The 15,898-nt window shown below is 35.1% G+C and carries 13 protein-coding genes and 2 pseudogenes; 12 read left to right on the top strand and 3 right to left on the bottom strand.

Annotation, left to right across the window (positions count from 1 at the left end; translation table 11 throughout):
* Positions 1–985: 985 nt before the first annotated feature.
* The 3 genes from MKX69_RS12855 (at position 986) to MKX69_RS12865 (ending at position 3,580) form a co-directional block, all read left to right on the top strand.
* Positions 986–2,137 (top strand): RepB family plasmid replication initiator protein, encoded by a 1,152-nt coding sequence (locus tag MKX69_RS12855; RefSeq protein WP_005877419.1) that lies wholly within the window; start codon positions 986–988, stop codon positions 2,135–2,137.
* Positions 2,138–2,379: 242 nt separating this feature from the next.
* Positions 2,380–2,724 carry a PadR family transcriptional regulator gene (locus MKX69_RS12860; protein ID WP_005877417.1) on the top strand — a complete coding sequence of 115 codons (345 nt, stop codon included), beginning with the start codon at positions 2,380–2,382 and terminating at the stop codon, positions 2,722–2,724.
* Complete coding sequence (locus MKX69_RS12865) at positions 2,714–3,580, top strand: hypothetical protein (RefSeq protein ID WP_341010557.1); 867 nt, start codon at positions 2,714–2,716, stop codon at positions 3,578–3,580. Before MKX69_RS12860 ends, MKX69_RS12865 begins: the two co-directional genes overlap by 11 nt.
* Before the next feature lie 29 nt (positions 3,581–3,609).
* Here the strand turns inward: MKX69_RS12865 and MKX69_RS12870 are convergent.
* A protein-coding gene (locus MKX69_RS12870; protein WP_086956687.1) for an IS3 family transposase occupies positions 3,610–4,772 on the bottom strand; the annotation gives its coding sequence in 2 pieces (ribosomal slippage) (positions 3,610–4,496 and positions 4,496–4,772; 1,164 coding nt in all).
* A gap of 307 nt (positions 4,773–5,079) precedes the next feature.
* Positions 5,080–5,959 (bottom strand): annotated as a pseudogene (locus tag MKX69_RS12875) (IS3-like element IS1485 family transposase); the annotation flags it as partial.
* A gap of 67 nt (positions 5,960–6,026) precedes the next feature.
* Between MKX69_RS12875 and MKX69_RS12880 the strand changes: the two are divergent.
* A pseudogene (locus tag MKX69_RS12880) lies at positions 6,027–6,675 on the top strand (IS6 family transposase).
* 227 nt (positions 6,676–6,902) lie between these two features.
* On the opposite strand, the gene MKX69_RS12885 reads toward MKX69_RS12880, so the two are convergent.
* Complete coding sequence (locus MKX69_RS12885; RefSeq protein ID WP_341010558.1) at positions 6,903–7,850, bottom strand: sugar-binding transcriptional regulator; 948 nt, start codon at positions 7,848–7,850, stop codon at positions 6,903–6,905.
* 188 nt (positions 7,851–8,038) lie between these two features.
* On the opposite strand from MKX69_RS12885, the gene MKX69_RS12890 reads away from it, so the two are divergent.
* Genes MKX69_RS12890 through citG form a run of 8 tightly spaced genes read left to right on the top strand, consistent with a single transcriptional unit; the run spans position 8,039 to position 15,719 of the window.
* Positions 8,039–9,226, top strand: a complete 1,188-nt coding sequence (locus tag MKX69_RS12890) for an NAD(P)-dependent malic enzyme (RefSeq protein WP_016177562.1) — start codon at positions 8,039–8,041, stop codon at positions 9,224–9,226.
* Positions 9,207–10,511: a 2-hydroxycarboxylate transporter family protein gene (locus MKX69_RS12895; RefSeq protein WP_002303157.1), complete on the top strand. Its 1,305-nt coding sequence runs from the start codon at positions 9,207–9,209 to the stop codon at positions 10,509–10,511. The genes MKX69_RS12890 and MKX69_RS12895 overlap by 20 nt, the downstream gene beginning before the upstream one ends.
* A 25-nt stretch (positions 10,512–10,536) precedes the next feature.
* The gene (gene citC, locus MKX69_RS12900) at positions 10,537–11,550 is read left to right on the top strand and encodes a [citrate (pro-3S)-lyase] ligase (RefSeq protein ID WP_002303158.1); all 1,014 of its coding nucleotides are present in this window, start codon (positions 10,537–10,539) and stop codon (positions 11,548–11,550) included.
* Positions 11,551–11,553: 3 nt separating this feature from the next.
* On the top strand, positions 11,554–11,847 hold the full coding sequence (gene citD, locus MKX69_RS12905; RefSeq protein WP_002303159.1) for a citrate lyase acyl carrier protein: 294 nt from the start codon (positions 11,554–11,556) through the stop codon (positions 11,845–11,847).
* 4 nt (positions 11,848–11,851) lie between these two features.
* Positions 11,852–12,757, top strand: coding sequence for a citrate (pro-3S)-lyase subunit beta (gene citE / locus MKX69_RS12910; RefSeq protein ID WP_002303160.1), 906 nt, complete (start codon positions 11,852–11,854; stop codon positions 12,755–12,757).
* The gene (gene citF, locus MKX69_RS12915; RefSeq protein WP_002303161.1) at positions 12,750–14,309 is read left to right on the top strand and encodes a citrate lyase subunit alpha; all 1,560 of its coding nucleotides are present in this window, start codon (positions 12,750–12,752) and stop codon (positions 14,307–14,309) included. Before citE ends, citF begins: the two co-directional genes overlap by 8 nt.
* Positions 14,306–14,863, top strand: a complete 558-nt coding sequence (citX, locus tag MKX69_RS12920) for a citrate lyase holo-[acyl-carrier protein] synthase (RefSeq protein WP_002305953.1) — start codon at positions 14,306–14,308, stop codon at positions 14,861–14,863. Before citF ends, citX begins: the two co-directional genes overlap by 4 nt.
* Positions 14,856–15,719, top strand: coding sequence for a triphosphoribosyl-dephospho-CoA synthase CitG (gene citG / locus MKX69_RS12925; protein WP_002303163.1), 864 nt, complete (start codon positions 14,856–14,858; stop codon positions 15,717–15,719). Before citX ends, citG begins: the two co-directional genes overlap by 8 nt.
* The last annotated feature ends 179 nt before the right edge of the window (positions 15,720–15,898 follow it).

Below are 15,898 nucleotides of genomic sequence, written 5' to 3' on the forward strand. Positions count from 1 at the left end.
GAAATTGGAATAAATGTAAAAATGAGTTATAGTGTGTCTGAGTTAGAATAAAAAAATATTGGGGGATTGTTATGAAGACAGAGTTTGATTTGCCGTTTTTTATTTCTTTGATTCTTAACGTGATTTTATTAACTTTTATCACTTTGGGTCTTTTTGATTTTAATATTTATATTTCAGTAATTGTTGCTATAGTGGCTGTTATAAATGCGGGTTTTATGTGTGAAAGGAGCATGAAATTGAATAAAAAAAACCGATCTCTTTGAAAAAGAGGTCGGTTTTGCTTGAGGAACTCAAAAATGCGAAGCAATTTTTGAGTTTCTTCTTGTCTTGATTTAAGCGACTTTAATTCGAAACTGTCTATATTTTTTCAAAGGGAGCATTAAGAATGCTTAAACGAGCTTTTAAGTGGGTTTAAATTGATTTTGAATTGAATAGCTTGTTGTAAGTTGTAAAAAAAAACAAGTTAAACAAAATATCGGTTTTCCATTTAAGGGTTGTTAGGGCTTGCCCTTACCGTCTGTAAGACGCTTGATTGCATGATATGAGTAATTTAGCTAGTCAAACAGTTAAAACAGCTTATATGAGCAATTAGAGGGAATCCAATAAATCCCTAAAAGTGGTTTTGATCTTTTCTTTTAGCGAGTGAACGAAGTGAACGCTGCAAGTAAAATGTGAGCGTGGTTTTCGCTCACTCCTTTTTTTGATGACTTTGACCTTTGGTTTTAAATTTTTGAAAAAAATAAAAAATAGGCGAAGCCTATTATATATTTATCTTATATATTTTAATCTTTTGTTCTTTTGCGTGGTTAAAAAGTCAGTGTTTATAATGATTTAAAAAGTTAAACAGCATAAGAAAACTGTGTATATAGCATAAAAAAACTTGTTAATTTTGCTATATTTTAGTACAATAAAAGCATGAAGAAATCACACGGCAAAATGTTTTTCTTCATGCCTATTCTTAAACACTCACAAAGGAGTATTCTCTATGGCAATTATAACAGAAAAACAAGACAAACAAAAGCAGGTGCTGACCTTGAATGAACTTTCAAAACGTAAAGTCGTGGAGCATAACGACTTAATCACTAGTATTGCTAAAATGGATAAAACGCCTCTCAAAATGTTTGAGTTAGCGGTGTCTTGCATTGATACGGAAGAACCACCGAAAGACAATACGGTTTATCTCTCAAAAACTGACCTTTTTGCTTTCTTTAAAGTATCCGACAATGACAAACATAGTCGATTTAAAGAAGCAGTACGAGCTATGCAAAAAGAAGCCTATTTTGAAATCAAGGAAGAACAGGATAAAGGCTTTAAATTCAAAAGCATTGTTCCTATTCCTTACGTGGAGTGGAACGATTATAATAACGAAGTGACTATCCGTTTCGACCAAGCCATTATGCCCTATTTAATCAATCTCAAAAAGAATTTTACGCAACATGCTTTGTCTGACTTAGCAGAATTAAACAGTAAGTACAGTATTATCTTGTATCGTTGGTTATCCATGAACTATAACCAATACGAGCATTACAGTGTCAAAGGCGGACGAAGAGCGGAACAAGTGGAAGCCTATCGCAACCCTTCAATTTCAATGCAAGAGTTGCGTATCATGACAGATACAATTAAGGAATATCCACGTTTTCAAAGCTTTGAAAGTTATGTAATAAAAAATTCTTTAAAGGAAATTTCAGAACGGACAACTTTCAACGTGACCTATGACAAAGTGAAAAAGGGACGTTCGATTGACTCAATAGTTTTTCATATTGAGAAGAAACGGACAGCGGACGAAAACAGCTACAAGCTAGAAGATAAAACCTATCAATCCGACAAAGAACAAAAAGAAGAAACAGAGCAAGCCCTTGTTTTTCAAGCAATGGGAAGTAAATATACCACTTTACTTTTAGAAAACATGTTGTTAAGTCCTTTTGAAATGCAAGATACAAAATTGATGGCAGGCTTGCAAGCCCATGTTTACCCACTATATGACGAACTGAAATCCTTACGAGGATTAAATGGCGTGAAAGACCACTTGTCTTATGTTGCAAGCAAACAAGAAGCCTATTCCAAACGCAATGTGGCTAAGTACCTTAAAAAAGCCATTGAACAGTACCTACCAACCGTTAAAAGGCAGGGCTTATGATGAATGAAGAATTGAAAAAGGGATTATTGTTTTAGGGTATGCTGGTTTTACACTCTTTATTTGTTTAATAGCTATATCTATTGCAAACTTTTTAAATAAATAGAAAGCTGTTGTAATAGGCTGAAAATCGACTATTAAGGAGTGGAAAATTCCGCTCTTTTTTATGCTTCGCTATATTGCTTTACAAGTTACTACAATTTTGGTATCATGTAAAACATAATACCTCTGGAGGAATTATTAAAATGACAAATAAAATTGATTCTCAAATGCTAAAAGGAATACTTTATGGTTGTATTTTACTTCTTCTTTCTAAAAAAGAGATGTATGGATACATGATAAGCGAAGAGTTAGATATTTATGGATTTAAAAATATATCTAAAGGCACAATATACCCATTATTGTTATCTTTAGAAAAAAAAGGGCTAATAATAGGTAGTTTAAAACCATCAATATACGGGCCCAGAAGAAAATATTACTCATTAACAGAAAAAGGAATCAAAGAAAAGCAAGAATTTTTTAAAGAGTGGAATCAGCTCAATAGCTGTCTTACAAATTTAATTAAAGGGGTTGATGAATATGAAAACTAATAAGATTATTGAACGTAATGCGGAACTCCAAGAGCACCTAACAAAAGAAAACAAAAAATATTATGGCAATCTTTTAGTTTACATTAGAGTAATGTCTCTTATAAGAGATGAAAAAAAGTCTGAAGAAATGTTATTAGAGATTTTAGAAGATATATTGGAAGGACAGGCTCACGGACAATCCGCGGAATACTATTTAGGTAAAAATCCTAAACAAGTAGCTGACAATATTATTAAAGAATTGCCTATAAACGTGATAGATACAATAAAAATTATTATTAGTTCGTTAGGGATATTATGTTTACTGAAACTTATACCCATTTTAGTCTCATTTGAAGAATATATTGATATTGGTAATTTCTTAATCTCAGGTGTTTATCTGGTATTTCTTGTTATCGCCTTATTATTATTTATGGGATATTGTTTATATAGATATGAATCTAAGATTATGAATATAATATTGTCACTATTCTTTGGAGTAGGACTAGTTGTCTTCTTTTTACTATCATTCCAACTAAACACAGGATTACAAGTAAGATTATCAAATAATTTAGGGATATTTCTTATATTGTTAGCTCTTTTAATCATTTTCTATCTTTTTAATAAAACGAATGAAAAACAAATATGGATTCCGCTTATACCTCCTATAGTAATCTCTGCAATAGCTGGTATTATTATACGTATAAATTTCTTTAGAACAATTATAAACACTTCTGAAGGAAGGATAGGTTTAGCTATTGTATTAATAATAGGATTACTGTGGAATGGCAACAGTTTTTTTGACAAATTTTATAAGGTGCAGAACTTCTTTCCGTATGCTATTCCGATTGTCCTTGACAATGAGCCTCCTCGGATGTGACGATCTTCGGCAGGAGCTAACAGTTAAAGTTAGACTGCCTCGCTAGCGTTAGCACATCCGAGCTCATTATCAAGGATTCGCTGCGCCAATCTCTGGTTACGGTAACCAACCGGTGTCTCGTAGCCAAGTGTACCGTGCAACCGAAGGTGGTTCCACCAATTGACATAGTCAAATAACTCCAAATCCAATTGTTGTAAGGTTTCAAATGTGTATTGATAGACAAATTCTACTTTCAACGACTTATAAGTTGATTCAGCTACGGCATTATCAAAAGGACAGCCTTTATGACTCAATGATCGATTGATGTCAAAAGTTGTTAATAATTCATCAATAGCTTGGTTATCAAACTCTTTTCCACGATCAGTATGAAAAATCTCAACCTCTGTCAGAGGTTGTTTGATACGGCTAAATGCTTTTTTTACTAGAACGGCATCTTTATGTTCTCCACAAGAATAGCCGAGAATTTCTCGATTGAACAGATCCAAAATGAAACAGACATAATTCCATTTTTTCCCGACTCGTACATAAGTCAAGTCTGTTACGATCGCTTCTAATGGGTTGTCTCTTAAGAATTTACGATTCAATACGTTTGTCGTTTTGGCTTCATTGCAAGTAGAATGATGTACTTTAAAATAAGCAACAGTATAGCTCGATTTTAATCCTCTATTTTTCATGATTCTACTAATTTTTCGTCGGCTGATCTGAATGCCTCGTTTTGATAAGGCTTTTTTTATTTTTCTTGAGCCGTAGGCCTTTCGGCTGCGGATAAATTCTTCAGCGACTACTTCTTCAAGTTCTGATTCGTCTTTCTTTGGTTTTGATTGATAATAATAGGACTGACGTGATAGACCTAATATTCTGCACATCGCTGATATAGGGTAAAGATGCTTATTCGCATCGATTACTTGTCTCTTCGTCCGAATATCAGCGCTGCTTGCTTTAAAATATCATTTTCCATTTCTAATTGCTGGTTTCTTTTACGTAGTTCTAACAATTCTTTTTGTTCAGGCGTAAGATTATCTTTTTCTTTGAATGAACCACTCGTTTTAGATTGCTTTACCCATTTGTCAAATGCTGAAGCCGTTAGTTCATATTCTCGAATGATTTCTACACGTGGCTTTCCAGCTAAGTAAAGATTGACGATTTGTTGCTTGAATTCTTGTGAAAAAGTTCTTCGTGTTCTCTTAGACATAAAAATTCCTCCTGGTATGTTTTCTTCTAGTCTACACACCTTAATTTTTCTGTCTAGTTAATTGTAGCCTATCCACTGCTACAGTACTTGTTGATGTGGTTTATATATAGAAAATTAAAGAAAAACGATTAAAAGCAAAAGCCCATTGGAGTACACTCTAGTGGGCTTTTTTGTTTTTCTGGAATGGCAACAGTTTTTTTGACAAATTTTATAAGGTGTAGAACTTCTTTCCGTATGCTATTCCGATTGTCCTTGACAATGAGCCTCCTCGGATGTGACGATCTTCGGCAGGAGCTAACAGTTAAAGTTAGACTGCCTCGCTAGCGTTAGCACATCCGAGCTCATTATCAAGGATTCGCTGCGCCAATCTCTGGTTACGGTAACCAACCGGTGTCTCGTAGCCAAGTGTACCGTGCAACCGAAGGTGGTTCCACCAATTGACATAGTCAAATAACTCCAAATCCAATTGTTGTAAGGTTTCAAATGTGTATTGATAGACAAATTCTACTTTCAACGACTTATAAGTTGATTCAGCTACGGCATTATCAAAAGGACAGCCTTTATGACTCAATGATCGATTGATGTCAAAAGTTGTTAATAATTCATCAATAGCTTGGTTATCAAACTCTTTTCCACGATCAGTATGAAAAATCTCAACCTCTGTCAGAGGTTGTTTGATACGGCTAAATGCTTTTTTTACTAGAACGGCATCTTTATGTTCTCCACAAGAATAGCCGAGAATTTCTCGATTGAACAGATCCAAAATGAAACAGACATAATTCCATTTTTTCCCGACTCGTACATAAGTCAAGTCTGTTACGATCGCTTCTAATGGGTTGTCTCTTAAGAATTTACGATTCAATACGTTTGTCGTTTTGGCTTCATTGCAAGTAGAATGATGTACTTTAAAATAAGCAACAGTATAGCTCGATTTTAATCCTCTATTTTTCATGATTCTACTAATTTTTCGTCGGCTGATCTGAATGCCTCGTTTTGATAAGGCTTTTTTTATTTTTCTTGAGCCGTAGGCCTTTCGGCTGCGGATAAATTCTTCAGCGACTACTTCTTCAAGTTCTGATTCGTCTTTCTTTGGTTTTGATTGATAATAATAGGACTGACGTGATAGACCTAATATTCTGCACATCGCTGATATAGGGTAAAGGATGCTTATTCGCATCGAGGTTCTGTTGCAAAGTTTTAAATCTACTATCAAATAAGGTAGAATAATAGAAAAAGATAGCAGGAGGAATGACGATGAATCATTTTAAAGGAAAGCAATTTCAGCAGGATGTGATTATTGTAGCCGTGGGCTACTATCTTCGTTATAACCTTAGCTATCGTGAAGTTCAAGAAATCTTATATGATCGTGGCATTAACGTTTCTCATACAACGATTTATCGTTGGGTGCAAGAATATGGCAAACTACTCTATCAAATTTGGAAAAAGAAAAATAAAAAATCCTTTTATTCATGGAAAATGGCATTATTTGTATCGAGCCATCGATGCAGATGGTTTAACCTTGGATATTTGGTTACGTAAAAAACGGGACACACAAGCAGCGTATGCTTTTCTTAAGCGGTTAGTGAAGCAGTTTGATGAACCGAAGGTTGTAGTCACAGATAAAGCCCCCTCTATTACAAGTGCCTTTAAGAAACTAAAAGAATACGGCTTTTATCAAGGGACAGAACATCGTACCATTAAATACCTGAATAATTTGATTGAACAAGACCATCGTCCAGTAAAGAGACGCAATAAATTCTATCGAAGTTTACGCACTGCCTCTACCACGATTAAAGGCATGGAAGCCATTCGAGGATTATATAAGAAAACCCGAAAAGAAGGCACTCTCTTCGGGTTTTCGGTCTGTACTGAAATCAAGGTATTATTGGGAATCCCAGCTTAAATCATAGATACCGTAAGGGATTTTATTCTTTATTTAAAACTTTGCAACAGAACCAAGAAATTAAATCTTGAAAAGTAATGGAGTATGGCTTGGAAAAGTTCAAAAAATATCAAGACAAGCTTCTCAAAAAAAGGGATTTTGATATCCAATAAAAAGAGTGAATCATTGTACTGCCCTCCAAAAAAGTAGTACCAAAAATCTAAATTTTTTGGAGGATTTTACATGACTCACTCTTTTTTTATCAAAGAAAGTATTTTCCAAGCAGTTTTTTCATCCAAAAATAAATCTGTAAAAAAATTACCATTCAAGGCGCCTAAACAACTCTCCGCTTTGAACTTACTTTTACAAATACCAATTCGTTTTGGAATATCGAAAATTTCTTTTAAAGAAAGACCAAAAGTCTTATCCTCATATGCTTTGATGAATTCACCATTGATATTGAAGGGTCTTCCGTAAAGAAATCCAACAGTATCCGTCATGCTTGGAAATAGGATTTTACGATGCTTGTTCCAGGGTTCGACAGAATCAATAGAGGATAAGGTGCCAATTCCAGAAATTAACATATCTGCATGCGAAGCGGTTGCTAAGGTATTAGCTAAAGAAGGTTCTAGAGCCATTAGTTCACGTGCAGTTTCATTGATGACATATAAAGGAATACTGAGAGTCAAATAAGAAGACTCATAACGTTCAGCAGCTTTTTGAACTAATCGTGTGGAGCCAGCTAAGGAATTATATTTTCCGATTTCGCCAATGAATTGAGTAAAAATTAATTCTTCACGAGCACCCATTTTAAACTGATCAATCACTTTGTAAACGGTATCTCCCCAAGATAGTGCAACCACATTGGCTTTCTTAATTAATTCTTGAATGTAATCGGCAGCAAATTTTGAAAATAATAAATCGTGTTGTGATAAGTCTTCACTACTTTTTAATATATAGATATTCGTTTTAAAGTAATTTTTGAAGATTTCTTCTAGCTCATAATTCCTAGCATACGGAGAATTAATTGAAATACTAACTAATTGTTTTTCACGTGCATCTTCAATATATTTTAAAGCTTTATATCTGGTGATCCCATATTTTTTAGAAATTTCACTAATATTGATATCCTCGAGATAATAGTCTTCACAAATTTTTACAAGGAGTGATTCATAGTCAGAGAATTCCAGATGCATAGTATAGCTCCTAACTTTTTCAAATAGATATTTTTTCTCATTATACCAAAAAAATTGAATTTAGTCTTTTTTTTAATTTTTTAAAAATAAGCATCATTTTTTTAAAATTTAAAATGAAAGGGTTTTTTTATTTTAAAAAAAGTGTTAAAGTGGTTTTGTAATTAAAAAATGTAAAAAGGAGTGAAGGTATGCTTGATGAAGTTTTAGAAATCCATAAAAAAAATGTAGGTGTTTTACGGATGGAAACAACAGAAGCCGTGCAAGATGATCAAGATTTAGCAAAAATGTACACCCCAGGTGTAGCAGAACTAAGTTTAATGATTGAGAAAAATCATGCTTTGGCAAGAGAATTAACAATTAGTGGTAAATTAGTGGCCGTTATTACAGACGGGTCGGCGGTATTAGGTCTTGGAAATGTAGGAAACCAAGCTGGATTACCAATCGTCGAAGGGAAAGCGCTGCTTTATAAAAATTTAGCAGGTGTCAATGCGATTCCATTAGCCATCGAACAAAAATCAGTAGACGAGATTGTACAAACAATTGTCAATTTGCAAAATAGTTTTGCAGGGATCCATTTAGAAGATATTGCAGCACCGAAGTGTTTTGAGATTGAAGAAAAATTACAAGAAAAACTTTCTATTCCTGTGTATCATGACGATCAAGAAGGAACAGCGATAGTCGTTTTAGCTGGATTGATCAATGCTGCTAAGATCCAAAGGAAAACATTAACTGAACTTCGAGTTTTGATCAACGGCATGGGAGCATCTGGGGTTGCAACAGCTAGACTATTAATCGCTGCTGGTATCAAAAATCTAACATTGGTGGATAAACAAGGGAGATTAAAGAAGCAAGATAGTACATTAAATAAATATCAAAGAGAGTTGTTGGATCATATACATGATACAAATAATAATGCAAGCGTTTTGGAAGATGCAATCGTTGGACAAGATGTTTTTATCGGTCTTTCAATAGGAAATGTTTTAACGCCTGAAATGATTGGAAAAATGAATGATAATCCGATTATTTTTGCTTTAGCCAATCCAGTACCAGAGATCACACCCGATTTAGCAAAAGAATCTGGTGCAAAGCTAATCGCTACAGGTTCTTCGAAATATCCTAACCAAGTAAACAATATTTTAGTATTTCCCGGATTGTTCAAGGGACTATTACTATCGAAAGCGAATAAAGTCGATCTTTCATTACAACTTGAAGTAGCCAAACAATTAGCTGCTATGGTCGCAGAGCCTACGGTAGAAAAATTCATCCCTAATGTTTTTGATGAAGGAGTCGCAAACGTCGTTTCACAGGCAGTTTTGGATTATTTACAAAAACTAAAAGAAAACGAGGATAATATACATGCTGAAAACATTAAATAGAATTAAAATTGGTTTTATTCCTTTATCTCTTTATATCATTTTGGTACTCGCGTATCTTGCAATGACGATAAGCAATATCGTTCCAGAAAATGATATGTTAGTTTCTTTGGGTATTATGACTGTTTTTGCTTATTTATTAGAAGAAATTGGTAAAACTATTCCTATTTTAAAAGATTTAGGTGGTAAAGTATTAGTTGTTACATTTTTGCCTGCATTTCTAGTCTATAAACATTGGCTACCTCAAAGTACTGTAACTGTGGTTTCTGATTTTATGAATAATAACAATTTCTTGATGTTCTTTATCACACTACTAGTTGTCGGCAGTATTGCTTCAATGAATCGGCAAACATTGGTTAAAGCAACTTCACGTATTATCATTATTTTAATTTTATGCGATGTGATTGGTTCTTTGATAGGAACAGGTGTGGGAATACTCCTTGGGCTATCTGCTTGGAATGCGTATTTCTTTATCGTTGCGCCGATTATGGCTGGTGGTGTTGGGGAAGGAGCGATGCCATTATCGATTGGTTATGCAGCAATATTATCTGGTATGGGACAAAATGATATCTTTGGGAAGATTCTACCGTGTGTGATGTTGGGAAGTTTAGTCGCTGTTCTACTGTCTGGTATGCTCAAAAAAATTGGAGAGAAATACCCACAATTAAATGGTCAGGGTAATTTGATCGATGGGGATGATGAACATTTAGAGAACTTGAAGGGTTCAGCTAAACCAGTCAATATTGAAAAAACATTGTTAGCAGGCGTGGTAGCAATAACGATTTATTTTGTTGCTGTCTATGTTGAGCACTTATTAAAATCACTCCTTGGCTTTTCTATTCCTTCACCTGTGATCTTATTAGTCTCTCTTATGGGGGCTAAAATGCTTGGTTTTATCCCTAAAAATATCGAAGAAGGTGGAAATTCGTTGTATGGATTCACTGTTCGTGGGATCACACCTCCCTTACTTTTTGGCGTAGGGGTTGCAAAAACAGATTGGTTAGAGCTGATCGAAGTATTTAAAAATCCTGCAACGATAGTAACAATCATTGTGACGGTAGTAGCTATTGTCGCTACAGCTTTTATCGCCGCAAAATTTTTAAAAATGTACCCAGTTGATACTGCCATCGCAGTTTCATGTTGTAGCGGACAAGGCGGTACAGGTGCTTTAGCTATCTTAGCTGCGGGTGATCGCATGGAATTAATGCCATTTGCACAAGTTGCTGTTCGACTAGGGGGTGCTATGACCGTAACGTTCGCTATCTTTTTAATGGGTCTGCTATCATAAGAACATAAAGAAAGGACGTGACCATGTGTTTGATCAAACAGATATCCAACGATTATTTTTAAAAAATAACTATATCAAAGACCAATGGGAAAATCTTTTGCTTGATTCAGGAATACAAAAGAAGCAAATCGAAGATTTTCAACATTTAGATCAAACATTGGGTATATACCATAAAGAAAAGTTAGTAGGAACAGTATCTTATCAAAACAACGTGATTAAATATATCGCCGTGTCTGAAAAATATAAAGATGGTGGACATACATTTAATGTACTAGTCTCTGCAATAATTCAGGCAATGAGTCAACAAGAGATTTTTCATTATATTGTTTTCACGAAACCGCGCTATCAAAAAAGTTTTAACTTTTTAGGTTTTGAAACAATCGTATCTACCCCAAAAATAGCTGTATTAGAAATGGGAGATAGTTCTATAAAACAGTACCTAGAGAGGATTCCTAAAGTGAATGGTGAAAAAAAAGCAGCAATTGTCATGAATGCGAACCCATTTACAGAAGGGCATTATTATTTAGTAAAACAAGCTGCCAATAACAACGATTGGGTATATGTATTTGTACTCGAAAAAGAACAAAATCTTTTTTCGACGAAGGACCGACTCAAATTAGTTCAACAAGGATTACAAAAACTGAAAAATGTCATTGTTCTATCAGGTGGCGAGTATATTATTAGCCCTGCAACGTTTCCCACCTATTTTTTACGAGAAGATGATGAAATAGCAAAGGAGCAAATGGTCGTAGATGCTACTTTATTCAAAGAAAGAATTGCCACTTATTTAGATATCTCTGCTAGATATGTGGGAGAAGAACCACTTTCCCCAATGACTCGTTCATATAACGACATACTGGAAACGATTTTACCCCCTGAAATAAAAGTTCATGTCCTTGCAAGGAAGAAAACGGAACAACACCAAGTTATTTCTGCTTCTCAAGTTCGTAAAGCGTATCTTGCTGGGCAATTGGAAAAAATAAAATATATGGTTCCAGAAACAACCTATCAATACTTAAAAAATAAAAGGGAGCGTTAAGTAATGGAAATAAATAAATCAGCGATTGCTGGAACATTAGAGTCAAGTGATGTCCAAATCATGATTTCACCGAATACAGAAGGAATAGAAATCGATTTAGACAGTCAAGTGATTGAGCAATTTGGAAAACAAATCAAAAAAGTTATCTATGACACACTAGCAGTTTATCAGATTAAAAACGTAAAACTCAAGGTAGTAGATAAAGGGGCATTAGATTGCGTTATTGTTGCACGATTAAAAACAGCGATCCATCGTTCCTTAGGTATCCAACACCAAGAAACACCGTGGGAGGTTTAATTAGATGATGAAAGAACGTTTGAGAAGAACAATGATGTTTGTTCCAGGAAATAATCCAGCGATGATCAAAGATGCAGGTATTTATGGTGCTGACTCGATTATGTTCGACCTGGAAGATGCAGTGTCTATGGCAGAAAAAGACAGCGCAAGAATGCTTGTGGCTGAGGCATTGAAAACAGTGGATTATGGTGACACAGAATTAATTGTTCGAATAAATGACCTGCACTCAGAATTTGGACGTGCAGACATTTTTGCAATGGTTAAAGCCGGCGCGCATGTATTACGTTTACCTAAAACAGAAACCTCTGAAGATATAACAGAAGTAGAAAAAGTGATTATAGAAGCAGAAAACTATCATAATGTTCCGATAGGGCGAACATTGATGATGGCAGCCATTGAAGGTGCTTCTGGTGTATTGAACGCACCTGCGATCGCCAAAGCATCTGATCGATTGATTGGAATCGCCATTGGGGCAGAAGACTATGTGACAAATATGAAAACCAAACGATATCCAGATGGAAACGAATTGTTTTTTGCTCGCAGTATGATCGTTCATGCTGCACGTGCAGCAGGCATTTCCGCATTTGACACTGTTTACTCTGATGTGGATGATATGGAAGGATTTTTAAACGAAGTACGTTTAATCCATCAATTAGGTTTTGATGGAAAATCTTGTATCAATCCACGGCAAATTCCAGTAGTCAATACTGTTTATCAGCCGTCAATCAAAGAAATCAAACGATCACTAGACATCATCTCGGCAATCGAAGAAGCAAAAGAAAAAGGTTCTGGCGTAATTTCTTTAAATGGAAAAATGATCGATAAACCAATTGTAGAACGTGCACAACGGACATTGATGTTAGCAAAAGCATCACGATTGATTGATGAGGAGGGAAATATCCATGCATAATAAACAAAGACGTAGCATTCCATCAAGTGTTTTAACAAAGTATAAAAAAGAATTCCAAAGTGTTTCATTATCGCCACAAACGATTCAACGTTGTGCACCAAAAGTAACGACTGTAACTAATCAGACAAATAAATTGATGCACTCGATCAAAGAAGCTATAGAAAAATCGGGCTTAAAAGATGGAATGACGATTTCATTTCATCATCATTTAAGAGAAGGTGATTTTGTTTTTAACCAAGTGATGGCCGTGATCCGTGAAATGGGCATCAAAGAATTGACCTTAGCACCAAGTTCTTTAACGAACACTATGAATGAGATGGTTATTGAATGCATCAAGGACGGTACAGTAACTCATATCACAAGCAGTGGGATGCGCGGCAGCTTAGGTGAATTTATTTCTCATGGAGGAATGGACAATCCTGTGATTTTACGTTCTCATGGTAATCGTCCACGTGCAATTGAAAGTGGTGAATTGAAAATCGATGTTGCATTTCTAGGAGTACCAACATCTGATGATTATGGAAATGCTAATGCGACTGTTGGAAAATCCGTTTTTGGTTCATTAGGGTATGCAAAAGTAGATGCACAATATGCAGATAAAGTCATTCTTCTAACTGATCATTTAGTTCCTTACCCTAATACGCCCATTAGTATTCCGCAAACACAAGTCGACTATGTCGTGGAAGTAGAAGCAATTGGTGATCCGAATAAAATCGGTGCTGGTGCTACACGGTTTACTAAAAACCCAAAAGAATTAAAAATTGCTGAAATGGTCAAAGATGTCATTGTTCACTCACCTTATTTCAAAGATGGCTTTTCTTTTCAAACAGGAACGGGTGGTGCAGCTTTAGCAGTAACGCGTTACTTAGCTAGTGAAATGGAAGAAAAACAGATCAAAGCTTCTTTTGCATTAGGTGGCATCACTAAACCAACGGTTGATTTATTGGAAAAAGGTCTTGTTGAAAAAGTGTTAGATGTCCAAGACTTTGACAAAGGAGCAGCTGAAGGAATGGCGCGGCTTGAGAACCAACAGGAAATCGATGCTTCCTTTTATGCTGATCCAAGTAATAAAGGAGCGGTTGTTAACCAATTAGATGTCGCTATTTTATCTGCATTAGAAATTGACACAAACTTCAATGTAAATGTTATGACTGGTTCAGATGGTGTGCTAAGAGGTGCGATTGGTGGACATCAAGATGCAGCAACGGCTAAACTTACTATCATCTCAGCGCCGTTAGTACGTGGCCGAATACCTACAGTAGTAAATGACGTTACTACGTTGATCACACCAGGGAAAAGTATCGATGTATTAGTCACAGAAGTAGGGGTTGCTATCAATCCCCAACGTAAAGATCTAATAGCTATTTTTGAAAGAATTCCACAAATTCCTGTTTTTACAATAGAAGAATTACAGCAAAAAGCAGAAAAAATAGTAGGCATCCCCGAACCTTTGCAATTCACAGATCGGATAGTTGCCTATGTAGAATACCGAGATGGTTCAATTTTAGATGTCGTTCGTCAGGTGAAAGAATTTGAAGAAGAGAGATCATGATGTTTGATACTGGAGAAATTCAAGAAATCGAGGATATTTTGATCCATAAAGAACAACGTGCTAACTTGCAAAGCAACCTGCTTTCCAAGTATTCAAATAGTTCATTGATGGTCTTTACATTGAATATTCCTGGGCCGATCAAAAATAATCCAATGATTGAGCAGGTATTTCGTCAGGGACAGCAGTCAATTCAGCAAATGTTTTTAAAAAAAAAGGTGGAAATGACGTACACAAAAGAAATCAATTTGCCAAGTGGATTGGACTGGTACGTAATAGTAACAGAAGCACCTTTGAATCTCAAAAAATGGTTGGTCACGTTAGAAGAGCAAGACGCATTAGGTAGACTTTTTGATTTAGATGTCTTGTTCAAAAAAGGAGAGCAGATAACAATTGTCAGTCGCCAAGCTCTTAATCATGGGGAACGTCCTTGTTTTATTTGTGGGAAATCAGCAAAGGTATGTGCACGTAATCGTACACATACTGTGAAAGAAATGCAAAAGAAAATCGAACAAATAGTAGCCGATTCCTTAAAAGGAGCATTGAAACATGCATGATAATATTCAAAAAATAGCACAAGAAGCACAATTAGCGATGCTTTATGAAGTTACATGTATCAATAAACCAGGATTGGTTGATCCAGTAGACCCCGGGTCTCATCAAGATATGGACATTTTTACTTTTCTACAAAGTAGTGTAGTTTTGACTCCCTATTTTGAAGAATTTATCCAAACAGGATTGGACCGACAACATCAACCAATTGAAGAAACCTTTATGGCGATTCGACAGATTGGTTTAGAGGCTGAAACTGCGATGTTCTCAGTGACAAATGGTATAAATACACATAAAGGTGCTATCTTTTCATTGGGGATTTTTCTTGCTATTTGTGGCCGGTTAACTATTTGGAAAGTTCCTTGTAAAAAAAGTTTCTTTCAAAAAGAAATTCAAAAAATGACGAAAAATCTACTTAACGATTTTGGGAAGATTGATCAAACAAAACCAAAAGCATGGACCTGGGGAGAATATCTATTTGTTAACCATGGATTGACAGGGATACGAGGGGAAGCCAAAAGAGGTTATCCTTGTGTTTTTGACCGAGGATTGCCTTATTATCAAGCATATCAAGGGTCGCAACAAGATAAGATGATAGACACTTTACTTTTTCTATCAATGGAAGTAGAAGATACCAATTTGATCAAACGAAGTAATAATAGACATGTTTTTGAAGAGTATCAATTACTTATTCGTCCTTATTTTGAATTAGGGGGTGTAAAAACCATACAAGGTAAAAAATATTTGGATTACCTAAATCAGCAATTTAAAAAGAAAAATTGGAGTATTGGTGGAAGTGCAGACTTATTGATCCTTACAATCTTTTTAGATAAAATCATGGACAAAGGATGGTTATGTTGATACTATAATACAGTATTTTGTATTAGTAAGCTAATAACTAAAAAATGGTTCAATACAAATATTTTATAAAAAATGGTAGTGCCTATCCTTTCAGATTGTAGACAAAGAAAAATTTCTTTGTCTACAATTTTTTTGTTAATGACTTCAGTCAGTTTCGTGCGCAAAGCGTGCGAAACAAG

The organism is Enterococcus sp. FSL R5-0957 (genome assembly GCF_038008005.1).
Lineage (GTDB): Bacteria > Bacillota > Bacilli > Lactobacillales > Enterococcaceae > Enterococcus_B > Enterococcus_B faecium.